A 23029-nucleotide genomic window follows, 5' to 3' on the forward strand; every position below is an offset into this window, starting at 1 on the left:
TGTGGGGCGTCGGCGAGCAGCGCGACGGGTGGGGGCTCGTGTGCGACGAGGGTCCGCACCCGCTCGGGTCGTCGATCGTGCTGCGGGAGATGGCGCGGGGGTCGTTGTGTACTGATCGGCCAGCAGTGACGCAACCCGCGTGAACCCGGTGCCGTCCCTCGGCAGTCGATCATCTTGGGGCAGGCCCGCGAGCGCGGACCTCGTAGGAACGGGCGGGCGCCGGGCACCTCGAGCGAGCGGCGACAGGTGGTGTCGACATGGGGCACACTCTCGGCTCGCAGCGGCCGAGCCGCCCGCCCGGAGACCCGGTACCGCAACAAGGTGGAGGCACGCGTCCCTGAGTGATGTCGGTATTCGGATCAGTCCGCGCTCAGGGTCGCCGCGTGGTCGGGCACGTGCCGGAACTGCTCGCGGGGCGGGCGCTGGTAGCCGCGGGACGGCGGGCGCTCGGGCATCTGCAACGCTGGGCGCTCGACGTGCTCGTAAGGCACGCTGGCCAGCAGGTGTGCCACCATGTTGATCCGCGCCCGGCGCTTGTTCTCCGCCTCCACGACGAACCACGGCGACACATCGGTGTCGGTGTGTGCGAACATCGCATCCTTCGCCCGTGAGTAATCCTCCCACCGCGTCAGCGACTCCAGGTCCATGGGCGACAGCTTCCAGCGCCGCATCGGATCCTTCATCCGGGAACGGAAGCGCCGCTCCTGCTCCTGGTCACTCACCGAGAACCAGTACTTGCGCAGCATGGTGCCGTCCTCGACGAGCTGCTCCTCGAAGACCGGGCACTGTCGCAGGAAGCGCTCGTACTCCTCGGGCGTGCAGAAACCCATGACGCGTTCGACTCCGGCGCGGTTGTACCAGCTGCGGTCGAACAGCACGATCTCCCCGGCCGCCGGCAGGTGCTCGATGTAGCGCTGGAAGTACCACTGGGTTCGCTGGCGCTCGGTGGGTGCGGGCAGCGCGACGATCCGACACACCCGGGGATTGAGGTATTCCGCGACGCGTTGGATTGCACCCCCCTTACCTGCGGCGTCTCGGCCTTCGAACACGACGACCAGCCGAGTGCCGCTGCTGCGCACCCACTCCTGCATCTCCACCAGCTCGCGCTGCAAACGCAGCATCTCCCGTTCGTAGATCTTCTTCGGCAGCTTCTCGGTCGGGGCGGTCGGGGTCGCGGTCATGCCCAGCCTCCTGCGGAACGGGATCCGCGCGCAGGGTTCCCGGGCCGGCACCGCCGGTAACCCTCCCCCTCCCCCGGGGTTCACGCCGCTGCGCCGGTCCGAACCTCCGGGGAGCAAGGTGATCACTAGAGCCAGGCTGTTGCGGGGTGGGGGCCGGGCGCCCGGGGGTACCTCCCTGCCGTGGGAGCGATCCGGTGGCTCGACGAGTACCAGCGCCGGCACCGGTGGCTCGGACAGCCGATCGCGGTGGTGTACAAGTTCGCCGACGACCAGGCGGGTACCTCGCCGCCCTCATCACCTACTACGGGTTTCTCTCCCTCTTCCCGCTGTTGCTGATCTTCTCCACCGTGCTCGGGTTCGCGCTTCCCGGTAACGAGACGCTGCAGCAGCAGCTCGTCGACAGCGCACTGGCCCTGTCCGGGTCTGGCCGCGGGAGCGGGGGACGTTGGCGCACATCTGGGCGTCGGAATGCGGGTGGCGGCCGTCGTGGTCTCGGTCGCGGCCAACTGCGCGCTGGTGCTGCAAGCCTTTCGGGCGCTCACCTCGCGACCGGTGACCGTCCGCGACGTCCTGCCGGGCGCCATCCTCGCCGCACTCGCCTTCCAGGTGCTATTGACGACGGGCGCCTTCTTCGTCCGCACCGGACTGTTGGGCTCCAGCCAGGTCTACGGACTCTTCGGGATCGTGCTCGGGCTCATGGCCTGGATCTACCTCGAGGCGGTCATCCTCGTGCTCGCAGCCGAACTCAACGTGGTGCTGGCCCGGCGGCTACGGCCGCGCTCACTGCTCACCCCGTTCATCGAGGACCACGATCTCACCAGCGCCGACCGCCGCACGAGATGGAGTACGGCCACAGTGACCAGGGGGCGGCCGTTGTCGAGCGCAACGCCGCCCATGGCAGGGCCGACAGTGGCCGGCGCGGCACGATCGTCACCCGTTCCGCGGTTCACTCGGACAGCGCGGCGATCCGCCGCTGCAAACCCTGCGGGAGCAGCCGCCTGCCGAGCTCCGTCCATTGTCCGACCGGCACCGGTTACGAGGGCGGGCCGGTCCGGCGCGCACCTTGCATCAGGCACACCCAGAAGCGGCCCTTCCGCGTGGCCCTCGCCACACGCTTACGACAAATCGAGAACCCTTGGTCGCCACGACCCAAGTCGCATAGTTGCCGACGGAGACAAGTGCCAAACCAAGTATGAAATTGAGCTCGAGCTCAGATTGGGAACGGCGCGGAGCCAGCGCGCATTCGTCAGATGCTCGTGCTCAGTCAGGCCGGGTGCGGCGCACCCGCGTGTGGAACGCGGCATCCTCGGCGTCCAGATCGGCCTTGGCGGTCTCCCGCGCGATGACGACGCACATGATAGTGATCGCGAGGACGACCACGGCGTACAGCGACACGACCAGCGACGTGTCGTACCTGCTCAGCAGGGCTGTCGCGATGATGGGGGCGAGCGCGCCACCGATCACACCTGCCAGCTGGTAGCCCATGGACGCGCCGCTATAGCGCACCTGGGTCGGGAACATCTCGGCGATGAACGACGCCTGCGGCCCGTACATTGCGGCGTGCAGCAGCAGCGCCACCACCGCGGCGAGGACGATCAGCGCGAAGCTGCCGGTGTCGAGCAGCGCGAAGAACGCGAACGTCCAGGCGGCGGCGCCGATCGCCCCGGCCAGGTAGACGGGGCGGCGTCCGATCCGGTCGGACAGCGCCCCGAACAGCGGGATGAACACCACCTGGAACGTCGCAGCGATCAGCACGGCATTGAGCGCGTAGCTCTGCGGCAGGCCGAGGTAGGTCACAATGTAGGTGGTGATGAACAGGACGAACAAGTAGAACACCACGTCCACGCCGACCCGCGCACCGATGGCCAGCAGAACCTGCCGCGGGTAGCTGCGCAGCACGTCGACGATCGGGGCCCGCGCCTTCTCCTGCTTCGCCTCGACCTGCTCGAACGCGGGACTCTCCGCGATCGTCAACCGGATCCACAGCCCTACCAGCACGAGCACCCCGCTGAGCAGGAACGGGACCCGCCACCCCCAGGCCAGGAAGGCCTCGTCCGAGCTGACCGCCGCCATCAGCGAGAGCATGCCGTTGGCGAGCAGCAGCCCGATCGGCACGCCGACCTGCGGCCAGCTCGCGTTGAGGCCGCGCTTGCTGCGATCGCCAGACTCGAGCGTCATCAGGACGGCGCCGCCCCACTCGCCGCCGAGCCCGAGCCCCTGCAGGAAGCGCAGGAGGACGAGCAGGATCGGCGCCCACACCCCGATCGTGGCGTAGGTGGGCATCAGCCCGATCAGGAACGTCGCGATGCCCATCAGCAGGAGCGTGGCGACCAGGACGTTCTTGCGCCCCACCTTGTCGCCGTAGTGCCCGAAGACGATCCCGCCCAGCGGCCGTGCCACGAACCCAACGGCGAACGTCGTGAAGGCCAGCAGGGTGCCGACGAGCGGGTCGAAGGTCGGGAAGAACAGCTGGTTGAACACCAGCGCGGCGGCGGTGCCGTAGATGAAGAAGTCGTACCACTCGAGGGAGGTGCCCACCAGGCTCGCGACGACCACCCGACGCACCGACGACGGCTGCCGCACTCCCCGACCGACAGACGATGCTGACATCGGAACTCCTCCGTCCCGTGACCAGATGGTGGAGGTGGTGTTCCCCGATCGCGGGCGCGTTAGTTGTACATGACCTGGGATGTGATTGATGATCATGCAGCGAGTCGGGTCGCTGGGGTCGGCCGCCGAGGGTGGTGTGGGCGCTCGAGTTTGTAGCCTTGCACCCACCTGCGCAGGGCGGTGAGCCGGGCGGTGCTGGACAGCGGGATTAGCCGGCCTCGGCGGCGTTTGGCGAGCAGCAGCGACAACAGCTTGGTGGTGCCAGTGACGGTGGAGTCGGCGGAGCTGTGCTGCGCAGCTCGGCGTAGCCTCGCTCAGTCGCCGCGGCGCACGTCGTCCTCGCCCAGCGCGGCGACGAATGCTTCCGCCAGCGCTCGCCACTGCGCGAACGGCACCTCCGACCCTCGGCCACAGCGTCCCCGCACTCCTCGATGGGCCAGTCCTGCCGCAGCACCGGCACGTGCTCTGGTCCGTCGGACGACCAGTAGGCGACGTGCGACCCGCGCCGGTTCTCGATGTCACGCAGGATGCGCCCGCCGCCCGGGTGACCAGGCCCCGTTCGCCTCGGTGGTGGAGGCGGGGGGCCGCTCGGGCTGACAGGCGCAGGCGGGCCGGCACTGCACCGAACATCCCGCACCGCCGGGCATGATCTCGCCCTCGAAAAGACCTGTCCGCGGTATCCCCCGCTCGGCTCAACCACACCGTGCTGTTCGTGGCCGATCCCACGCGCTTGGCCGCTTTCACCGAGAGGCCCTGGGCACGGGCCGGTCGCCCGTGCGGCGCCCCTGGGCTCACTCCACGCGCTGTCCACGCCAATACGGGCGACCGAACGGTCAGCGTTGACCACGGACGCCTCAGTCAGCAGACGCGCGCTCCTGGGCACGGCCGCCGCGGCGAGCGTGTGCGCCGCTGTCACCAGTTGTGCCTCGCACTCCGCCGGCCCGGCCCGAGCAGGAGCCAGCGGGAGTGTGCCAGGCCTGAGCCCACGAGATCAACATCAGGAACAGCGAGCAAGGCGCCCCCGTCGACTACGCCCGACTGGCCGACGTCCACGACGTGCTCCCCCCCTTCGGAAGTCGGTGCGACCCCTGAGCTGACAGCCCCGGACATGCATCCGTTTCCGAGGACGACCGGACCAGAGTCTCGTCCGTCCTCGTGCCCCACGGCCCGGTCTTTCCCTCCTTCGGCTATCGGTTCGACACCGACGACGGCTCCATCACCTTCTCAGGGGACACAGCGCGCTCCACGAACGTCGCACGCCTTGCGGCCGGTACCGACGTCCTGGTCCACGGAGCCATCAACGTCGACTACTACGCGAAGGCGGTCGGCGAAGCAGGCTCGATTGAACACATGAAAAGCCGATACGACGCCCGACGACGTCGGCCGGGTCGCTTCCGATGCGTCTGCGAAGCCGGTCGTGCTGAGCCATATCGGCCCGGGCGACCCGTTTTTCGACGGGCCTCGGTTCGCCGGACTGACCGTTGGGCCGGCCGCTCCCGGTGTTTCGTGGGGCAGTTCCTCGAGGAACAGCCGGATCACGGCCACCAGGACGCGGACGGACGAAACCCCGAGGCCGTCCGCGGCCCCGGTCGCGTGGCCACCGCGACCACTCCAATGCGGGAGTCACTACGACCTACGTCGCGCGAACGGACCGTGCGGGGCGATCACGACCGCGGCGACGGGGTTGGCGTGCAGATTCCGCAGAGTGGCGCCTGTGTTCTCGAGGGCCCGGACCAGGGTGAACGGATCGAGTTCGGCGTAGAACGCACCCGCGTTCCACATCCCCTCGCCGGCGGTGGCGAGGACCGCCTGGCGCACCCGATCGCGGACATCGGCGACTTTCATCGCGTCAAGACTTCGAGCAGGGCAACTTGGTCTAAAGGCCATCGCGTAGTGACTCTCTGGGTGTTCCTTGGCGTCACGAACGGCAGCAAAAGACCGACGGCGCCACGAGCTCTGCGGGCGGCGCGACCTTCCGTTTCGAAGGTCGTCTCGACTTCTGCTCGGCCGTTGTCGACCGAGGGCACCCGCCGGACGGTGAGCCGTCCTCGCTCTTCGGTCAGAAGCCGCCCAGTGGATGCCATGGGAGCCCTACTCGTCAATGGCTGGTTGCGATGATGAAGGCGTTGATCTCGTCGATCAGCGAGCCGCGGAGCGTGAGCACGGCGAGGTGGTTCGGCACGAAGGTCCCGCTCGTGTCTCGGCTGTGACCCATGACCGCGAGCTGGCCGTTGGCGCGGGTGGGGGTCATCCGCCACGTCATCCGGCCGCTGAGCGGCAGTTTCTCGAGGCCGGTGACGACCGCGTCCCGGCCGCGGTACCACGTTGCGGTCGGCGGCATCGCGATCGTCGCGCTGTCGGTCAGCATCGCCGCGATCGCGTCGACATCGTTCCGCTCCCAAGCCCGGACGTAGCGGTCCACGATCGCTCGCAGCCGCTCGTCACCGAGCGATCGCAGTGTCGCCTGCTGACTGAGCTCGGGGATACGGTCCTCGACGGTGTGGTGGGCGCGCTGCAACATGCTGTACACCGACGCCGGGGTCGTCTCCAGCGCCGCGGCGACCTCCGCGCCGGAGAAGCCGAGCACGTCGCGCAAGATCAGCACCGCCCGTTGGCGGGCCGGTAGGTGCTGCAGCGCTGCGATGAACGCCAGCTCGATGCTCTCGCGCTGCTCGTACCGCGCCTCCGGGCCGGCCGGCCCGGCGTCGAGACCGAGCCGCTCGTCGGGGTAGGGCTCGATCCAGATCGATTCGACGAGCGGCTCGCCGAGCGGACGGTGCGGATCGGCCGGCGGACCGTAGCCGATCGGCAGCACGCGTCCGGGTCGGCGCTCGATCGCCCTCAGGCAGGCGTTGGTCGCGATCGTGTACAACCACGAACGAATCGAGCTTCGGCCCTGGAACGACGACAGACTCCGCCACGCCCGCAACAGCGTCTCCTGCACCGCGTCCTCGGCATCGTGGACCGAACCGAGCATCCGGTAACAGTGCGCGTGCAGCGCACGGCGGTGCGCCTCGACGAGCTCCGCGTAAGCGCTCTCGTTCCCCGCGACGGCGGCGTCGAGCAGCGTCGACTCGGTCATCCGATTCCCCTCACGAGAGGCTGCTTCGGCTGCCAGAGCGCGATCTCGCCGCCCACACTCGACCGCAGCACACTGGTCCATCCCGCCGGTCCCTCCCGAGGCTGGAGCAGTACCGACGCGCCGAGCCGGCGTCCCCGCTCGGTGATCACCTCGATCTCCTCGACCTCCACGTACGGTAGCCACGTGGTGTGCGTCGTCCCACACTCGACGATCCCGCCGTCGAGCGGACCGCCGAGCGCGAGCGCATGGTAGGAACCCCGGCGAACGTCGATCCGCTCCGTTCGCCACCGCAGCAGCCGGTCGTAGAACCTGCTCGCGCCACCCAGATCGTGAGTGTGCAGCTCCAGGTGCACGACCCGGCTCGGTTCGGGGAGACTCATGAACCACCCCTACGCCGGGATCGCGACGATCGCCGCCATCTGCCGCTCCACGCTCTTGGGCGAGGAGTGGAACTGCTCACCGAAGGCCATGGCGAACGGGTCCGGGAAGATGTCCTCGGTGCCCGCCTCGACGCCGTCGAGGACCTCGTTCGCGACGTCCTCGGGCGCGGTCTTCTCGAACTGAGGCGGGAGGTCCTTGGTCATATCGGTGTCGACGGGCCCCGGGTAGACGCCATGCACGGTGACGCCCCGGCCCGCCAACAGCGCGCGCGAGGCCTGGGTCAGCGAGTGCTGCGCGGCCTTCGACGCGCTGTACGTGGGTTGGAGTGGCACATTGGTGAGTCCAGCCGCCGAACCGACGTTGACGATGACGCCACCGCGGCGCACCAGCGTGTCCCCGAAGCGCTGCAGCATCCGCAGGGCACCGAAATAGTTGACTTCCATCTCGCGCCGAGCCACGTCGACGATCGCCTCGTCGGTCAGCTCCGTCGGCTCGAACGCGCCCGCGTTGTTGATCAGCACATCGACGTCCGTGGCCTCGCGTGCGACCTCGGCGACCTGGTCGGCGTCGGTGACGTCCAATCGCAACGCAACCACGCGAGAGCCATAGCGCTCCTGCAACACCGCGAGCGTCTTCGGATCACGCGCCGTGGCGTAGACCTTCTCCGCGCCGCGCGCCAGCAGCGCCTCGGTGATCGCGCGGCCGATGCCCCTGTTGGCGCCGGTCACCAGCGCTACCGATCCTTCGATGCGCGTAGCACCCTGCATGTCTGCCTCCTCTGATTGCGTGTCGTAGGTGGAGATCCGGGGAGGCGCCGGAATCCATCGGTCGACGGCCCTGTCGGGCGGCATCAGAGACCGGTACCCACCGCGCGCGCCGACACCATCGCCGATCTCCCCGCAGTGATCAGGCGGAAGTGGCTGAGTAAGAGGTCCTAACAGAATCGACGGACGTACCGATAGGTGATCACTCAGGTGGCCAGGCCGAGGAACGCCTCGTGGATGTCGTCGCCGCGTTCCCACCGGATCCGCAGCCGCTTCATCCCGTGATACCAGGCCAGGGTGCGCTCCACGACCCAGCGGTAGATCCCCAGCCCCGATCCGTGGGCCACCCCGCGGCGGGCGATCACCAGGCGGATGCCGGTGGCCCGCACCCGCCGTCGGTACTTGTCGTGGTCGTAGCCCCGGTCGGCGTAGAGCCGTTCCGGGCGGCGGCGGGGACGCCCCCGCCGGCCGCGCACCGGCGGTACCGCGGCGAGCAGGGGCAGCAGCTGGGTGACGTCGTGGCGGTTCCCGCCGGTCAGCGAGACGGCCAGCGGGATGCCCCACCCTCGGTCAGGACCCGTTGGCCAGCAGGTAGCCCGGATCGGGTGATGCTCCGCTGTCTTGATCTTGTTGGGGAGGTCAGGCCAGAACTCGACCTACCCGAAGCCCACCAGCTCGAACATCCGATCCCGGGCCGCGACGGTGTGGGTGAGGTCCTGGTGCTGGTTCTCGAAGGGAGTCTCGAGGGTGTCGATACGCTGTTAAGTCCGGCCGCGGTGTGTCCGGGGCGCGTTGGCCGGGGTGACGGAGGCCCCAGCGGCAGACCCGGCAACGGCGAAGGCCGACGCCATGCCCGCGGCCTCAAGGGCAAACTGCACGGGCGACGGATCGCGATAGACCAGCTGGAGCGGCACGCCACTGACCGTCGCACGATCCGCCACGCACAGCAGTACCTGTAGGCCGGCAACACCAAAGAAGGTGACTTCGCTCAGGTCGAGCACCAGCGTCGACGGCACGCGGTCGAGTTGACGGTGCACGGCCGCACTCAAGCGGGCCGCGGCGGCTGCGTCGACCTCACCGACTGCCGCAATCGCGACCGTGCAGTCGGGGCGGCATTCCACATCCAGGGCGAGCATTGGTGCGCCTCCCGGGCCTCGTCGCCCGATGAACCTCGACCCCGAGACGGCCGAGACTGAGCGAATACCCAGCCAGGAAGCGCGCCACGCTCGCCGCCAGTCGCTATTTGCGCGGTCCGGCGCCCCAGCCCCACGCTCCCACCCCCGGAGCGGGTGCCGCAGCGCCGGCCGGTGCTCGCCGACACCGCCACTGAACGCGAGCACGTCGAGCCCGTCCATCGCCGCGGCCATGGTGGCAACGAGCGCTCGTGCCAGGTGCGCCCACACGTCGAGCGCGAGCACGGCGTCGTCGTCGCCGAGGTTCGGCCTGCGTGAGCACGTCCCCCCGGTCGAACGGGCCGGCGATCCCGAGTGCCGGTCAAGTGCGTCGGCGACCATCCCGGCGTCCACGCAGCCGAGACCGGGCGCACGCCTGCTGCTTGGGCCGGCGGGCACGTACGGATACCTGCCCGGTTCGAGCCCGGCGTGCCCGCTCCTGACAGGCAACTGACCGCCCCGCTTGCTGGCAGCCCGAGCAGCCGACTGTCATCAGGTGGACCCTGCCTCCGCGGAATTCGTGCAGGAGTCGGCCGAGGCGGCTGCAGGATGCTCTAGGCTTAAGCGTATAGACACCCGCACTGTGCGGGTATGCGACATTTCCGTGTCCGATTCCCCCCTCGGACACCAGGTAAAGTCCCTAACCAGCCGTTTCTCGCGGTTTCTATTTGTTGTCGCCTAGTATGCCCTGGTCACGGGCGTGGGGGTTCAGGACCCGCTGGGACACGTCAGTCGCGCGCATGCGGGCCCAGAACTGCCGTGGGCACGCTGTGGCCGCCCGCGGGTCGCGGGCGGCGGGCACGGGAGCGGCAAGTCGACCTCGGCGATCAAGCCCTGCCGAGCCACACCGATGGAGGTGGCCACGCAGGTCGTCACGACTCACCTGCCATGCGCCGCCAGATCCAGCTCGCCGGCACGTGCCGACCGGAGACGACGTACTCCCGCGCAGCATCGACCACCATGGTGGTGTCGAGCGCGCGACGAGCTGCGGGGCGACCGCAGAGCAGCAGCTCGTCGCCCGGAGCCAGGACGAGGTTGTCATCGGGCGTCAGGACACACTCACCGTCGCGCATCACCATCAGCACGACCGCGGGCAGCTGGACGTCGCGGTCGTCGGGGTCGCGCAGGAGATCACCGAGCCGGGCTTCGCCGGAGGTGAGCCACCCGATCGTGGCCGGAGCCTCGACCTGGTTCAGCCGGACTTTCCACAGCGCCCCCAGGCGCCGGCCGCACCGCTGCGTGATGCAGTCGACGAGGCGAGCCGCCCATCGGTCGCCGCGCGCGGGCACCTCCTGCAGGAACCGCCAGAGCAGCGGGGTGCTCAGCTGCGCGAACACCTCGTGGGCGACCACCTCCGTCGGGACGAGCAGGGAGTCCACGTCCATCGCCGCGAACAGCGGAGCGCTGGACGGGCGGTTCTGCCGAGCGGCGACGAACAGCCCGGCGTTGACCCGCCGGGCGGCGGCGATCAGTGAGAGGTTGCTGGTGTCGTTGTCCGTGCCTGCGACGAAGCCCACGGCGTCCGCCACACCCGCCTGCTGGAGCACAGCGGGTTCGAACGCGTCTCCCCGGATGATCCGGCTCGCGTCCCCGGTAGGGTCGGCGACCGGGTCGACGACGATGACGTCGAGGCCCTCCACGCTCAGGTCCTCGATCAGCTCCCTCCCCAGGCGGCCGTATCCGCACACCACCCATCGGCCTTCCCGGGGAGGGTGGCTCCTCGCGGGCAGCTCCGCTCCCGGACCGCTCTCCAGCCAGGTCATGAGCTGGTAGGACGCCGGTGCGCGCAGCGCGACCCGCAGGTGGTCGCCGAACCGGTCGAACGGGTTCACCACCGTCGGCGAGCCGACGGCCCGCATGCGCTCCGCGATCGCCGGTGACAGGGCGCCGCGAGCAGCACGAAGAAGCCGAACACGACCTTCTCGAGGTTCACGGTCCCCCCTCGCCGTGGTCAGGACGACTCAGACATCCTTTGCGGCGACGTGGGTGACCGGCAAGTGGAACTTGCGCCCGAGGCGCGCGGGCAGGTCCTGGTGCAACCAGCGAGACAGGCGCGCCGGGAGCGTCGACACGATGATCTCGTCGAACTCCTGCCTCCCGACGGCGTCTTGGACCGCCCGCATCGGATCGGGGTCACACACCTCGCCCCCTGCGGTGGCGCCGGCAGCGGTCAACTCCTTCAGGGTCGCCCGGAGCTTGGCCTGCGCCAACCGACGCGCCTCCTCGGGTGGCGCAGCGATCGTCGGGACCCCGCCGACGACCGGCATCGGCGGCAGCGCGGCGATCGACGCGAGGTCGCTCACGGGGGTTGCCGGTACGACGAGCCGCCGCCGGGGCATCCGCTGCGCCCCGATGCAGTCGATGCCCGCCGAGCGCCGCCGCGACGGTGCGGCGCAATCCGAGGTGGGCGTCGACGATGACCAGGTGCGCCGTCCTCGACGACTTGGTGATTGAGGTCATAGGCTTGCGGCATGCTCCTTCTCGGCATCATCTTGTTCGGGATGCTCATCGGGGCAGCCGCGCAGCTCATCGTTGGCAAGTCTGCAAAGGTTGTCGACTGGGGCCGCGCACTTACAGCTGGCATCGTTGGCTCGTTCGTCGGTGGGCTCATCATCAGCCTGTTCTCCGGAGACGGCCTGGCCTTCCGCCCGAGTGGAATCATCGGCTCGCTCGCTGGCGCGATCATCGTGACGCTCGCCTGGCAGTGGTGGCGCATACGCAGAGCAAAGTCGAAGCAGTAGCTGTTCGAGGGTGGCGAAGCGGGGATCGGCAAGAGCGCGTTGCTGGAACACCTCGCTGCGCGGTGGCGTGGCAGACCACGGCAGTCAGCCGCCGGCCTCGACGCGGTCGGCCACCAGCCGTGCACCCGCTCGTCGTTGCAGAACGTGTACATCGGTCCCTGTCCCCCGACCAGGAAAACCGAGTCATAGCCGTCGGTGTCCACGGCTGCGAGTGGCAGGGAGTTCGCCACGAGGGCGGTCTGCCCCTGCGAGCTGAGGAACCCGAGGCTGAGCAGGTCCTCCGCCGAGTACTCGGAGGCGTCGCGCGGGTCGCTCCACGAATCAGCTTGCAGGGCGCCGCCGTCCGGGCTGGCGATCTCGACCTGGTACCCGCACTGGGTGAACTCCCAGCACCACAGGAAAGGTGCATGACCGTCAGCGCGTCGCCGCCGGCGTCCGCCTGGGCCATCCAGTTCCGCAACCACGACTCTGAAATGCGCCGTTCCTTCGCCAACTCAGCGACGGGTTTGGTCCGCTGCCGAGCCAGCTCGACGGCGCGCTGACGGAACTCAGGAGGGTGGGGAGCGGGCACAGGGACATCCCTCCTGGTGGCCGAGGCCGCCGCCTCAGTTGAGGTGTCCCTGCTACGGGGGAAGCTCAACCGCGGAGCGAATAGACGCGGGAGGTGCGCGGTGGCCCGCCTTCGAGTTTCCGACGAGACTCCAAGCCGCCGGGCGCCGTCTTGCGGCGCATCAACTGAACTTCAGTGGCCGCATGAGAGCTCATGGGCGTGAGACAGGCAGATTCGGTGTCACGTGAACATCGCGCTGGACTGCTCGTTCGGCGGGTGGTGTCGATCAGGCTGTGGTGGGTCTGGTGACGACAATTAACCTACTTCAACTACCCGCGGATACCGGATCCTACTGGGAACTGACCTGGCCGCCGTCATAGACATCGTCGTAGCGATGCAACGCCAAGCTGCGCGCGTAGCGGCGGGCGATGTCTGGCATTGCTGTGCTGCCGGGCGGCTGACTCACTCCGAAAACCGTTCCTGGATAGTCCAGCGGACCCATAATGGCCCGGATGCGCTCCCAGTCGTTGGGCGATACGAGTTCCGCAGGGTCACCTCCGGCGAACCAGCCCATCGGAACCACAATCCCCGAAGGCACGACGGTGTTCACGTGCACGACCGCGCCGAACTCGACCTCAGCGCGCGCCCCGAGGCGGGCGCCGTTGAACAGCACCGCCCCTGTCGCGATCCGTGCGTCGCCCTCAATCACGCACCCGGTGAGGTGTGTGTGTGGACCGACGATCACGTGGTCGCCGATCCGAACCGGATGGCGCTGGACGCCGCGGACAACAGAGTTCTCCATGATGATGCAATTCGCGCCGATCTCCACCGAGCCGCCTTCGGCCGCGATCACCGCGCCGAACAGCACCCTACTGTGGGGACCCACCGTGACATCGCCGCAGAGAACAGCGGTCGGAGCAATGTAGGCCGATTCGTCGACCCGCGGACTACGATTCCGATGTGTGACAAACGTCGCACCGCTTCCAACTGGGTGCAAGTAATGCTCAACAATTGCCATTTCGCGACTCCTTCGATGCACGTCGTCGATCAGAACTGCCCAGATTTAGTCACCGGATTGACAGGCCGCGGCGAGGATGCGATGCCGAAGACGTAGGAGAGCAGGGCGTGCCCGAGTGCGATCTTTCGGATCCGCGTGCTGGCCGGCTCGGTCTCCGACACCGGCGAAGGACATCCTGAAGGCGAACGCCAGGTAGGCGAAGGTTGCTGTAGCCCGTTGACTGCTCCAGTCCGACGTCGATGCCGCCTCAGTGAGCCGTTTGATGCCTAGTAGGCCTTGCGGCCAGCTGATCCGGCACACCCAGGCCATGACGACACACGTGGCCACTGCGCCAGCTGACCAGACGGACCAGCTCGGGTGCACCGAGGATCCCGACGAGGCTACCGACGACGGCACCCCCGCAGACCAACCTTCCCCGGACGGACGGGATCCGCCCCCGATGTGGTGGTCCAAGCGCCCCACCGGGTTGGAATTCCCGCGCGCGTCGGGTCACACACCAACCGCCGACTTGTATGTGGACCACCCGGCGTGTCGCGAGACTCGATCTCCTGAGGATCTGGAGCCATGACGTGTCGCGCCCAGCCCTACCCGCGGGAGCTTCGTGAGCAGGCCCTCCGGATGGTCGCTGCCGTGACTCCGAACCACGACTTGCAGTGGGCCGCGATCAACAGTCGCCGTGGACGGGGCGGCCCCGGCCGCGGTGTTCGACGCGGTCGACTCCCTGTGCGAGCGCCCGACCCCGCCGTGAACTCGACGGTCCTGAGCGGGTCGAGCATAGCCGTGCGTCCCCACAGCCGCAGTGCTCCTGACCGCGCTGCTCGGCACGCTCAGCGCGACGGACGTCGCGCTCCCACGGAGCGCGGATGCCAACGAAGATCCAGCAACCAGCCTGTTTCCCAGGTAGAAACGCCGACGGGCGGCTCCCCCGCCGAAGGGAACCACCCGTCTGTGCCGTCGGGACGACAGGATTTGAACCTGCGACCCCTTGACCCCCAGTACGGTCAACGAATCCCGCTGACCTGCGAACAGAGAGAATCCACTGCTTTGGCGCGGTGCAGTACGACGCATCTCATTTCCCTTCCGACCCGCTTGGCGCAATGCCGTGCTCCATGTTTGCTCCACCCCGCGCGGCCAATGCCGTCGCATCGCCCACCATGCAGCGGCGTGACCGGTCGGCGCGATGTCCGCGAGGCCCAACTCCGCCGCGCTGCCAACAGGGCGCGAGCTTCACGCGACAGCCCGAATCGGGTCACCGGTGCGGGAGGACACCGATGGACGACAACAGCCACCTCTGGATCCGGAAGGGGCGCGAGCAGCTCACCCAAGCGGAGAAGGTCGCCCCCAACATGACGGCAGCGGAGCGGGTGCAGGCCGCGCAGGCCTACGCGCTGCTGGCGATCGCAACTCGCCTTCGCGGTGCCGCCTCGAGCCCGGAGAGCCGACCCGCGTGGTCATCGTGCACCCGGACGGATCCGAAGATGACGTCTTTGACGACGACAAGCCCTGATCGGCTCAGCCATCGTCGAGCCACCGACGTGCCTGCCAGCTTCGCCATGGCGGCCTGCTGGTCCGGGGTGGCGCCCCAGGCCCCACGGTCCGGCGGCCGGATCCGCCACAGCACCGGGTCGACCTTCAGCCACTGCGAGAACGCATCCTGCGTAATGAGCAGCACGTAGAGAACGGTCCCGATGCTGACCGGCGCGGAGGAGCACGACTGACGGTTGGTTGTTCCGTCAGGTTTCGGCCAGCACTCCGCGGAGCTTGTGGCGCGAGTCGACGTCGAGCTTGGTGAACACCTTCCGCAAGTGCCATTCAACAGTGCGAGGGCTGATGAACAACTGGGCGCCGATCTCGGAGTTCGTCAGTCCGTCACCGGCCAGTCGGGCGATCTGGGCCTCCTGCGCCGTGAGGACCTCACGTGTCTCGACCGCGCGTTGACGCACCGACTCGCCGGTGGCCTGGAGTTCGCGGCGGGCACGCTCGGCGAAGGCTTCGGCGCCGAAACGGTGCAGCATCTCGTGGGCGATTCGCAGTTGTTCGCGCGCATCGCGGCGCCGGTTCTCGCGGCGCAGCCACTCGCCGTACACCAGGTGGGCACGCGCCAGGTGAACGGTCATGCGGGTGCGCGTGAGCCGTTCGATCGCTTCGCGGTAGAGGCCGTCGGCCGCCTCCTGGTCTTCGCTCAGCAGCGCGCGCGACCGTGCCTGGACGCCGAGCGCCCAGTCCGTGCCGGCGGCGCGTGTTCGTTCCTCGAGCTGCGCCACGGCCTCGGCGGCATCCTCGTGGGCACCGCTTCGGGCGGCCGCCTCGACGAGCTCTGCGAGGGTCCAGCCGAAGAACCCCAGGTCCTCGTGCTCGCATGCCCGTTGGGCGGCGGCGAGGGCGGCCTCGTAACGGCCGAGGCCGTTGTACAACACCGCGGTCACGTACCCGGCCATGCCGAGCACCCTTCCCTCGCCCCTGGCGGTCGCGTCCCGAACGTCGGCCTCGATCAGCTCCAATGCCACGGCTTCCTCGCCGCGCCAGGCGACGAGCACCAGCGAGGTGTACATCACGGGTGCGTTGCCGGTCGCTGCGGTGATCGCATCGGCTTCCTCGATCAGCGCCGACGCAGTGGTGAACTCTCCAGCGTGCAGGTGCACACCGGCGCGGTAGACGAGTCCTATGGGAAGGGCGGTGAGAGCGCCGGCTTCACGGGCGAGCCGGACCGCACGAGTGGCCAGCTCATGCCAGGCCTCGTCGTCCCACAGCTCGTGCACGAAAGCTTCCTGCGCGATGGGGTACGCCAACCAGAGCCAGCGCGTGATGTCTTCCTTACTGCGCAGAGTCTCTTGCCGGAAACTCTGCAGTGCGTGCCGCAGTTTCGGCACGCCGTCCACGTAGCCCTCGGTGAACCGCGCTGCCACGCCATCCAGGAGGAAGTCGATCGGCCGCGGCGGTTGCGGTGCCGGCGGTGCGGCCCGAGCGGCCTCGGCCGCCTCCCGCACACCGCCGTGGCCGTTGAAGCGGCCGCCGAAAATCGCTGCTCCGAGCGCCTCGAGATAGGTCTCACGTGCCAACCCGCCGTCGAGCTGTTCAAGGCGCTCGGCGGCAGCGAGCAGCAAGGGCGCAGCGTCGCTCCCACGCCTGCGGGCGAAGACGATCTGGGCGCGCAACCGCTCCAGCCGGGCACGCTGAAGCGGGTCCAACGGACCGATCTCCGCGACTGTGAGGAGCTCGTAGGCCGCATCTGGCGCCGCCGCCTCGAACGTGGCCTGTGCGGCGGCCAGCGCCCGTGCCGCGCGCAGCGCCGGATCGGGAGTCAACTCGGTCGCCCGCGCCAGGAAGGCGACCGCCGCCGCGATGCCACCACGGCCCTGTGCCCGGTCTGCCGACCGTTCCAGCTCGCCGGCCACGACCTCGTCGGGCTCCACCGCCGCGTGGGCGCGATGCCACGCTCGGCGATCCGGATCGGACTCGGGGTCGGTCGCCTCCGCCAGTGCGCGGTGCACCTCCTGACGGTCTCCGGGGTCCGCCGCGCGGTACGCCGCCGAGCGCACCAGCGGGTGACGGAATCGCACGCGCACCCCGATCTCGATCAAACCGGCCGCTTCGGCCGCCGCGGCGGCGTCCGGCCCGATGGAGAGCCGCTCGGCCACCCGCCGGAGCAGCGGCACGTCCCCCACCGGCTCCGCAGCCGCCGCCAGCAGCAACCGTCGCGTCGCGACCGGAAGCGACTCGATACGCCGCAGGAAACTCTGCTCGATCTGGCTGGAGAGGGGCCGCGCGTCGGGACGCCCGAACCCACCGGCCAGCTCCGCGGCCGTCAACCCCCGCGGCAACTCCAGCAGAGCCAGCGGGTTGCCGCGGGTCTCCGCGACTATCCGGTCCCGGACGCGGTCGTCGAGCCGCCCGGGGACCACCGACGCCAGAAGCGCATGCGCATCGCCGTCGCGTAGACCGCGGATCACGAGCTCCGGCAGCCCCACCAATGCGACGAGCGGACCGAGTACCGGTTCGCGGACCGCGAACACCAGCGCCACCCGCTCCGCCAGCAGCCGGCGCGCGACGAAGGCCAGCGTCTGTGCCGAGACCTGATCGAGCCACTGCGCGTCGTCCACCACACAGACCAACGGCTGCTCCTCTGCCACCTCCGCCAGCAGGCTCAGCACCGCCAACCCGACCAGAAAGCGGTCCGGCGCGCTCCCCGCACTCAGACCGAACGCGACGGACAGCGCATCACGCTGCGGGCCGGGAAGTCGATCGAGATGCCCCAACATCGGCGCGCACAGCTGGTGCAGCCCGGCGAAGGCCAGCTCCATCTCCGACTCAACACCGACAGCGCGCGCGATCCGACATCCCGCCGCGCTCCCGACGAGGTAGTCCACCAACGCCGACTTGCCGACCCCCGCCTCACCGCGCAGAACCAGTACCTGGCTCCGACCGGCCCTGACGTTCGCCACCAGCTGACCCAGCGCCTGGCACTCGCCACGCCTGCCACGCAGTCTGCGCCGAGCAGCGCCGACCGACATCCACCACCACCGCGCTTGTCAAGGGGGCCCGACTCCGATCAGCTCAGGCCTTCCCATGATGCCACTCCGCTCCGCCACGATCCGGCCGCCGACCGGCCCGAGCCGGTCGCCGCCACCGCGGTGCTCTGCCTCCTTGAGGATGTAAAACCACAGCGGGGTGCCTCGGCCGCCGACCCGTCGGCGACGAACTGCTGGTGGAAGGCGTCCGGTCGGATCCGGAACTCGTTGCCCCCGCCAGGGACCGGGGAGGTTGCGAACGCGGCGGCGCGGCCGAGCTGATCGAAGCGGGTGCACGGACCGGCAGCACCCAGCTCGCAGCCGAGGCCTTCGAGCGACTATCGGCGATGACCCGCGCCAGCGGCACCGACCGGGCGCTCGGGGTGGAGGCGCGCTCACGCGCGCTGTTGGTCCGCGGTGCTGCCGCGGAGCGGCTCTACCGTGAGGCGATCGAGCGGCTGGCCGCACCCGGGTCAGGGCGGAGTTCGCCCGTGCCCGCCTGCTCTAGGTGAATGGCTGCGCCGCGAGGGCCGACGTCACGACGCGCGCGAGCACCTGCGAGCCGCTCACGATCTGTTCACCGCTGTCGGCGCCGAAGGGTTCGGCGAGCGGGCCCGTCGCGAACTGGTGGCCACGGGCGAGACTGCGCACAAACGCCCGGCCGAGACCCGCGACGAGCTCACGGCTCAGGAGGCGCAGATCGCCCGGCTCGCCGCACACCGGCGCACGAACCCGGAGATCGGCACCCAGCTGTTCATCAGCCCGCGCACTGTCGAGTAGCACCTGCGCAAGGTGTTCACCAAGCTCGGTGTCAGCTCCCGGAAGGAGCTTTCGGAGGCGTTGCCCGACGCAATTCCGGCGGCTGCATCGGTCTAGCTTGGAGGCACCGGCTTCCCACGGGGCGCGGCACAGCACGATCCGTCAGCTCCACCCTCCTTCAACGTGGTCAGCTGCGGCACCAGGACGCCGGCGACCATGCCGGGGATCACCACGACCAGCGGGATCAACGCCTTGGAGAACGCGGCGATGATCGGTCTGCGGCGCGCCGCCGACATGCTGCGCGCCGACAGCGTACGTTGCACCTCCGCGAAGTTGGTGGTCCAGTACCCCGAACGAGAGCACGAACACGATGCCCAGCACCGACAGGAACGGGCTGGCGATCTCGGTCAGCGGCGTGCCCGGCCACGACGACAGCTGCTCCGGCCCCGGCGGCAGGCCGCTCACCGCGTCCCGCAACCCCTCCCAGCTGCCGACGCGGGCCAGGCACGCGACCGTCAGCGGGATCAGCAGGGCCAGGATGACGAAGAACTGCAGCACCTCGTTGTAGATCGCCGCCGACAGCCCGCCAAGGAACGTGTAGCTCAGCACCACCAGCGCCGCGATCGGGATCGCGAGCTCCAGCGACCAGCCGAGCAGCGCCTCGAGGATCAGCCCGAGCGCGTACAGGTTCACCCCGGCGATCAGCACCGCCGCCAGCGCGAACGTCACCGCGTTCACCCGCTGCGTGGTGGTGTTGAACCGCCTCCGGAGGAACTCCAGCACGCTGCGGGCCTTGCTGCCGTAGTAGAAGGGCAGAAGGTCGGAGGGGCCGCGCCTGGGTGTCACAGATCGAGCCGCCACCCGGTCCTAGCTGGGGCAGGCATCCGGTCGGGCCGCAGCCAGAAGATGGATCACGAGGATTCGTCCTCACGCGCGACACAGGTACCAGTCCGGCCAGGTTCGTTCCGTTCTCCTTCATCAGCGACGCAATCCACTACATCGCGCGCCGCGCACCGTTTCCAGCATCGACGCGCTGCTCGCGGCGAGCCGTCGGACGATTGAAAGAACCCGCAGTCCGTACACATCCGTGGAAGGACATGCACGGAAGCAGCTGATCCGATCCCAACCGAATCGGATGTCGGAAAGACAAGGAACCCCCATCATGACCAAGCCCGTCCTCGAAGCAGCGGCGCAAGAGATCGCAGACGCCACGTCGGCCCCGCCGTTCCTGTACCAGCTGGGCCCGGAGGGCGCCCGGAAGGTTCTCGACGACCTCCAGGCCGCCCCTGTCGACAAGCTCGACGTCGACGACAAATGGATCACAGTGCCGGCCGAGGTCGGCGACGTACAGGTCCGCATCGTCAAGCCGGTCGGCGCCGCAGACGTCCTGCCCGCCATCCTCTACATCCACGGCGGTGGGTGGATTCTCGGCAACGCCGGCACCCACGACCGGCTCGTGCGCGAGCTCGCCGTCGGTGTGAACGCCGCGGTCGTGTTCGTCGAGTACGACCGCTCCCCCGAAGCTCGCTACCCGGTCGCGATCGAGCAGGCCTACGCCACTGCCCGGTGGGTCACCAAGGAAGGCGCAGGCGAGGGCCTGGACGCCTCCCGCATGGCGATCGCGGGCGACTCGGTCGGCGGCAACATGAGCGCAGCCGTCGCGATCCTGGCCAAGCAGCGCGGTGACGTGACCTTCGTGCACCAGTCGCTGTACTACCCGGTGACCGACGCCGCGCAGGACACCGACAGCTACCGGCAGTTCGCCGACGGCCCCTTCCTGACGGCGAAGGGGATGGCCTGGTTCTGGGACGCCTACCTTCCGGAGAAGGAGAAGCGCACCGAGATCACCGCGTCACCGCTGCGCGCGAGCCTGGAGGAGCTTGCCGGGCTGCCCGAGACGTTCCTGATCGTCGACGAGAACGACGTGCTCCGCGACGAGGGCGAGGCCTACGCGCGCCGCCTCACCCAGGCCGGCGTCCGGACCACCAGCGTGCGCTACAACGCGATCATCCACGACTTCATGATGCTCAACCCCGTCCGTGGAGCCGCCGCCACCACCGGCGCGGTCGAGCAGGCGATCCAGGTCCTCCGCAAGGCCCTCGCCGTCACCTGACGCATCGCCACGACCGAACGCCGACCTCACGGAGAAGAGATCATGACAGATACCAAGCCCGCCGTCGTGCTCGTGCACGGCGCCTTCGCGGAGTCCGCGAGCTGGAACCGGGTCATCGAGCAGCTGCAGGAGAAGTCGTTCGACGTCACCGCAGTCGCGAACCCCCTGCGCAGCGTGGCAGGCGACGCCGCCTACGTTCACGACGTCATCGTCGGGATCGGCAAGCCGGTTGTGCTCGTCGGGCACTCGTACGGAGGCCTGGTCATCACCGAGGCGGCCGCGGGCAACGACGCGGTCATCGCACTGACCTACGTCGCGGGCTTCGCGCCCGAGCACGGCGAGTCTGCGCTCGAGCTGTCGGGCAAGTTCCCCGGGAGCACGCTCGGCGCCGCGCTCGCGGCCTACCCGGTCTCGACCGGAGGCAACGAGTTCGCCATCACCACGCAGGCCTTTCATCACCAGTTCGCGGCCGACGTCCCGGCAGCGGAGGCGGCCCTCATGGCCGCCAGCCAGCGGCCGGTCACAGAGGCTGCCCTCACCGACGGCCTGCCCACCACCTCACCGGCCTGGCGGACGATCCCGTCCTGGTTCGTATTCGGCAGCGAAGATCTCAACATCCCGGCCGCCCTCCAGCGATTCATGGCCGAGCGCGCAGGCTCACGAGGAACGTACGAGATCCCCGGCGCCTCACACGCGCTGAGCGTGTCCCGCCCGGACGCCGTGACGGCGGCAATCCTCGCCGCCACCGGCACGGCCGCGTAGCACCCGGAAGCGTGGTGGCGCCCTCCTGCCGTGAGCAGGCGGGCGCCACCACGCAACCAACTGACGATGTGGGAAGTGACCAGACGGATGGACGAGAGAGCACGGCTGCTGCCGCTGAAGCGCGTTCGTACCGCGACGCTCGAAGTCGCGTACTTCGAGGCAGGCCCGTCCGACGGTGACGTCGTCATCCTCCTCCACGGGTTCCCCTACGACATCCACAGCTACATCCACGTGGTGCCCGCCCTCGTCGCAGCCGGTCACCGCGTGCTTGTTCCCTACCTCCGCGGCCACGGGCCGACCCGGTTCCTCGATCCGGACGCTCCTCGCTCCGGACAGCAAGCCGCCCTTGGCTCCGATGTGGTCGAACTGATGGACGTTCTCCAGATCCGCCGCGCCGTCCTTGCCGGCTACGACTGGGGCGGCCGGGCGGCGTGCGTAGTCGGAGTGCTCTGGCCGGAGCGGGCTGCGGGCATCGTCTCCGTGAACAGCTACCTCATCCAGGACATCCGCGCTGCGATGGCTCCGATTCGACCAGACCTGGAAGCAGGGTTCTGGTACTTCTACTATTTTCTCACTGAACGTGGCCACGCCGGGCTCACGGCGAACAGACGGGCGATCGCCGAAGTGATCTGGCGACGCAACTCCCCGAGGTGGCAGTTCGATGACGCGACGCTCGATTGCGCCGCCGAGGCTTTCGAGAACCCCGACTTCGTCGACGTGGTCATCCACTCCTACCGTCACCGCCTCGGGCACGCATTCGGCGCAGCTCCGTACGAGCGGCTCGAACAACAACTCGCCGGTCTGCCGCCCATCACGGTTCCCGCGGTCACCCTGGACGGCCTCGCCGACGGCAACTTCCCGGCGACCGATGGCAGCCCTTCAGCAGCGCATTCCACAGGTCCACGAGTGCACCGCCAGGTTCCCGATGCCGGACACAATCTTCCGCAGGAAGCGCCTCAAGCGTTCGTGGACGCAATCGCTCAAGTATGTCAGCTCACTTTCTAGGCTCGAGCGCACAGGCACTCGCTGCTGATCAAGACGCGCGTGTGACGGCTATGACGGGTGACGGCGTCAACGACGCGCCTGCTCCCCTGCTCGTTCCCCCGCGCCTTGCGCGGCCGGCCAGACCGGCGGCCGTGCTCGTCGTAGCGCAGGGCCGCGTCCACCGAGACCACCGTGCATCAGCAGGTCCCGGATGCGGGGGGCCCGCTACGGGCTCGAGCGGGAACACGCTTCTGGTCAGCGGCGTGAGTCGAATCCTGCGCCCACGACACCAAGCGAATCCGGGTTGATCGACACGATCTGCCCGCCATCCGGCGAGGCGCTGACTTCGGCCAGCCCGCAGGTGCGGCGCGGCTCGCGCATCCGCGCGCCGCGCGGGGACCGGC

At 69.1% G+C, this 23029-nt stretch carries 18 protein-coding genes and 3 pseudogenes; 7 read left to right on the plus strand and 14 right to left on the minus strand.

Going from position 1 to position 23029, the window contains the following annotated elements:
* Positions 1 to 359: 359 nt before the first annotated feature.
* Entirely contained in the window at positions 360 to 1181 is an 822-nt protein-coding gene (gene ppk2 / locus FHX44_RS03980) for a polyphosphate kinase 2 (RefSeq protein WP_147254218.1), read from the minus strand.
* A gap of 468 nt (positions 1182 to 1649) precedes the next feature.
* On the opposite strand from ppk2, the pseudogene FHX44_RS44130 reads away from it, so the two are divergent.
* A pseudogene (locus FHX44_RS44130) lies at positions 1650 to 1937 on the plus strand (YhjD/YihY/BrkB family envelope integrity protein); the annotation flags it as partial.
* 504 nt (positions 1938 to 2441) lie between these two features.
* Here the strand turns inward: FHX44_RS44130 and FHX44_RS03990 are convergent.
* From FHX44_RS03990 to FHX44_RS04030, 9 genes and pseudogenes are all read right to left on the minus strand, one after another.
* The gene (locus FHX44_RS03990) at positions 2442 to 3791 is read right to left on the minus strand and encodes an MFS transporter (protein WP_147254219.1); all 1350 of its coding nucleotides are present in this window, start codon (positions 3789 to 3791) and stop codon (positions 2442 to 2444) included.
* A gap of 1626 nt (positions 3792 to 5417) precedes the next feature.
* On the minus strand, positions 5418 to 5636 hold the full coding sequence (locus tag FHX44_RS03995; protein ID WP_147254220.1) for a hypothetical protein: 219 nt from the start codon (positions 5634 to 5636) through the stop codon (positions 5418 to 5420).
* Between the two features lie 253 nt (positions 5637 to 5889).
* Positions 5890 to 6873, minus strand: a complete 984-nt coding sequence (locus FHX44_RS04000) for a sigma-70 family RNA polymerase sigma factor (RefSeq protein ID WP_147254221.1) — start codon at positions 6871 to 6873, stop codon at positions 5890 to 5892.
* Positions 6870 to 7253 (minus strand): VOC family protein, encoded by a 384-nt coding sequence (locus FHX44_RS04005; RefSeq protein ID WP_147254222.1) that lies wholly within the window; start codon positions 7251 to 7253, stop codon positions 6870 to 6872. The genes FHX44_RS04000 and FHX44_RS04005 overlap by 4 nt, the downstream gene beginning before the upstream one ends.
* 9 nt (positions 7254 to 7262) lie before the next feature.
* Complete coding sequence (locus tag FHX44_RS04010) at positions 7263 to 8021, minus strand: SDR family oxidoreductase (RefSeq protein ID WP_147254223.1); 759 nt, start codon at positions 8019 to 8021, stop codon at positions 7263 to 7265.
* A 203-nt stretch (positions 8022 to 8224) separates the two neighbouring features.
* Positions 8225 to 8578: pseudogene (locus FHX44_RS04015) on the minus strand (transposase); the annotation flags it as partial.
* Between the two features lie 201 nt (positions 8579 to 8779).
* A complete protein-coding gene (locus FHX44_RS04020) occupies positions 8780 to 9532 on the minus strand; it encodes an STAS domain-containing protein (RefSeq protein WP_147254224.1) in 753 nt (250 codons plus the stop codon).
* A 530-nt stretch (positions 9533 to 10062) separates the two neighbouring features.
* Positions 10063 to 11049 (minus strand): potassium channel family protein, encoded by a 987-nt coding sequence (locus FHX44_RS04025; RefSeq protein ID WP_147254225.1) that lies wholly within the window; start codon positions 11047 to 11049, stop codon positions 10063 to 10065.
* Between the two features lie 102 nt (positions 11050 to 11151).
* The gene (locus tag FHX44_RS04030; RefSeq protein WP_147254226.1) at positions 11152 to 11493 is read right to left on the minus strand and encodes a hypothetical protein; all 342 of its coding nucleotides are present in this window, start codon (positions 11491 to 11493) and stop codon (positions 11152 to 11154) included.
* 168 nt (positions 11494 to 11661) lie between these two features.
* Here FHX44_RS04030 and FHX44_RS04035 point away from each other — a divergent pair, with 168 nt between their 5' ends.
* On the plus strand, positions 11662 to 11931 hold the full coding sequence (locus FHX44_RS04035) for a GlsB/YeaQ/YmgE family stress response membrane protein (RefSeq protein WP_147254227.1): 270 nt from the start codon (positions 11662 to 11664) through the stop codon (positions 11929 to 11931).
* Here the strand turns inward: FHX44_RS04035 and FHX44_RS44135 are convergent.
* Both FHX44_RS44135 and FHX44_RS04045 read right to left on the minus strand, forming a co-directional pair.
* Positions 11873 to 12502 carry a transposase gene (locus FHX44_RS44135; RefSeq protein WP_170308762.1) on the minus strand — a complete coding sequence of 210 codons (630 nt, stop codon included), beginning with the start codon at positions 12500 to 12502 and terminating at the stop codon, positions 11873 to 11875. The two genes, FHX44_RS04035 and FHX44_RS44135, sit on opposite strands and share 59 nt — an antisense overlap.
* Positions 12503 to 12830: 328 nt before the next feature.
* Entirely contained in the window at positions 12831 to 13349 is a 519-nt protein-coding gene (locus tag FHX44_RS04045; protein WP_246170199.1) for a gamma carbonic anhydrase family protein, read from the minus strand.
* Between the two features lie 1421 nt (positions 13350 to 14770).
* On the opposite strand from FHX44_RS04045, the gene FHX44_RS04050 reads away from it, so the two are divergent.
* Positions 14771 to 15175, plus strand: a complete 405-nt coding sequence (locus FHX44_RS04050) for a hypothetical protein (RefSeq protein ID WP_147254230.1) — start codon at positions 14771 to 14773, stop codon at positions 15173 to 15175.
* A gap of 57 nt (positions 15176 to 15232) precedes the next feature.
* Here FHX44_RS04050 and FHX44_RS04055 read toward each other — a convergent pair whose 3' ends face one another.
* On the minus strand, positions 15233 to 18010 hold the full coding sequence (locus tag FHX44_RS04055; RefSeq protein WP_147254231.1) for an ATP-binding protein: 2778 nt from the start codon (positions 18008 to 18010) through the stop codon (positions 15233 to 15235).
* A 624-nt stretch (positions 18011 to 18634) separates the two neighbouring features.
* On the opposite strand from FHX44_RS04055, the gene FHX44_RS43095 reads away from it, so the two are divergent.
* Positions 18635 to 18787: a LuxR C-terminal-related transcriptional regulator gene (locus FHX44_RS43095; RefSeq protein WP_246170901.1), complete on the plus strand. Its 153-nt coding sequence runs from the start codon at positions 18635 to 18637 to the stop codon at positions 18785 to 18787.
* Between the two features lie 167 nt (positions 18788 to 18954).
* On the opposite strand, the pseudogene FHX44_RS04070 reads toward FHX44_RS43095, so the two are convergent.
* A pseudogene (locus FHX44_RS04070) lies at positions 18955 to 19585 on the minus strand (sodium:solute symporter family transporter); the annotation flags it as partial.
* Between the two features lie 343 nt (positions 19586 to 19928).
* Between FHX44_RS04070 and FHX44_RS04075 the strand changes: the two are divergent.
* The 3 genes from FHX44_RS04075 to FHX44_RS04085 all read left to right on the plus strand — a co-directional run bounded on the left by FHX44_RS04075 (position 19929) and on the right by FHX44_RS04085 (position 22646).
* The gene (locus tag FHX44_RS04075; RefSeq protein ID WP_147254233.1) at positions 19929 to 20879 is read left to right on the plus strand and encodes an alpha/beta hydrolase; all 951 of its coding nucleotides are present in this window, start codon (positions 19929 to 19931) and stop codon (positions 20877 to 20879) included.
* A gap of 42 nt (positions 20880 to 20921) precedes the next feature.
* Positions 20922 to 21641, plus strand: coding sequence for an alpha/beta fold hydrolase (locus FHX44_RS04080; RefSeq protein WP_147254234.1), 720 nt, complete (start codon positions 20922 to 20924; stop codon positions 21639 to 21641).
* 75 nt (positions 21642 to 21716) lie between these two features.
* Positions 21717 to 22646 (plus strand): alpha/beta fold hydrolase, encoded by a 930-nt coding sequence (locus FHX44_RS04085; protein WP_246170200.1) that lies wholly within the window; start codon positions 21717 to 21719, stop codon positions 22644 to 22646.
* Positions 22647 to 23029: the final 383 nt, after the last annotated feature.

Origin of the sequence: Pseudonocardia hierapolitana, assembly GCF_007994075.1 — a bacterium.
Classification (GTDB): Bacteria; Actinomycetota; Actinomycetes; order Mycobacteriales; family Pseudonocardiaceae; genus Pseudonocardia; species Pseudonocardia hierapolitana.

What these genes read in the sequence shown, in the direction of transcription:
- FHX44_RS03990 (WP_147254219.1), bottom strand. Translation starts at nt 3,791, where the DNA reads ATGTCAGCATCGTCTGTCGGTCGGGGAGTGCGGCAGCCGTCGTCGGTG.
- FHX44_RS04025 (WP_147254225.1), bottom strand. Translation starts at nt 11,049, where the DNA reads ATGCGGGCCGTCGGCTCGCCGACGGTGGTGAACCCGTTCGACCGGTTC.
- FHX44_RS04010 (WP_147254223.1), bottom strand. Translation starts at nt 8,021, where the DNA reads ATGCAGGGTGCTACGCGCATCGAAGGATCGGTAGCGCTGGTGACCGGC.
- FHX44_RS04000 (WP_147254221.1), bottom strand. Translation starts at nt 6,873, where the DNA reads ATGACCGAGTCGACGCTGCTCGACGCCGCCGTCGCGGGGAACGAGAGC.
- FHX44_RS04020 (WP_147254224.1), bottom strand. Translation starts at nt 9,532, where the DNA reads ATGGTCGCCGACGCACTTGACCGGCACTCGGGATCGCCGGCCCGTTCG.
- FHX44_RS04050 (WP_147254230.1), top strand. Translation starts at nt 14,771, where the DNA reads ATGGACGACAACAGCCACCTCTGGATCCGGAAGGGGCGCGAGCAGCTC.
- FHX44_RS04075 (WP_147254233.1), top strand. Translation starts at nt 19,929, where the DNA reads ATGACCAAGCCCGTCCTCGAAGCAGCGGCGCAAGAGATCGCAGACGCC.
- FHX44_RS03995 (WP_147254220.1), bottom strand. Translation starts at nt 5,636, where the DNA reads ATGAAAGTCGCCGATGTCCGCGATCGGGTGCGCCAGGCGGTCCTCGCC.
- FHX44_RS04035 (WP_147254227.1), top strand. Translation starts at nt 11,662, where the DNA reads ATGCTCCTTCTCGGCATCATCTTGTTCGGGATGCTCATCGGGGCAGCC.
- FHX44_RS04005 (WP_147254222.1), bottom strand. Translation starts at nt 7,253, where the DNA reads ATGAGTCTCCCCGAACCGAGCCGGGTCGTGCACCTGGAGCTGCACACT.
- ppk2 (WP_147254218.1), bottom strand. Translation starts at nt 1,181, where the DNA reads ATGACCGCGACCCCGACCGCCCCGACCGAGAAGCTGCCGAAGAAGATC.
- FHX44_RS04055 (WP_147254231.1), bottom strand. Translation starts at nt 18,010, where the DNA reads ATGTCGGTCGGCGCTGCTCGGCGCAGACTGCGTGGCAGGCGTGGCGAG.
- FHX44_RS04080 (WP_147254234.1), top strand. Translation starts at nt 20,922, where the DNA reads ATGACAGATACCAAGCCCGCCGTCGTGCTCGTGCACGGCGCCTTCGCG.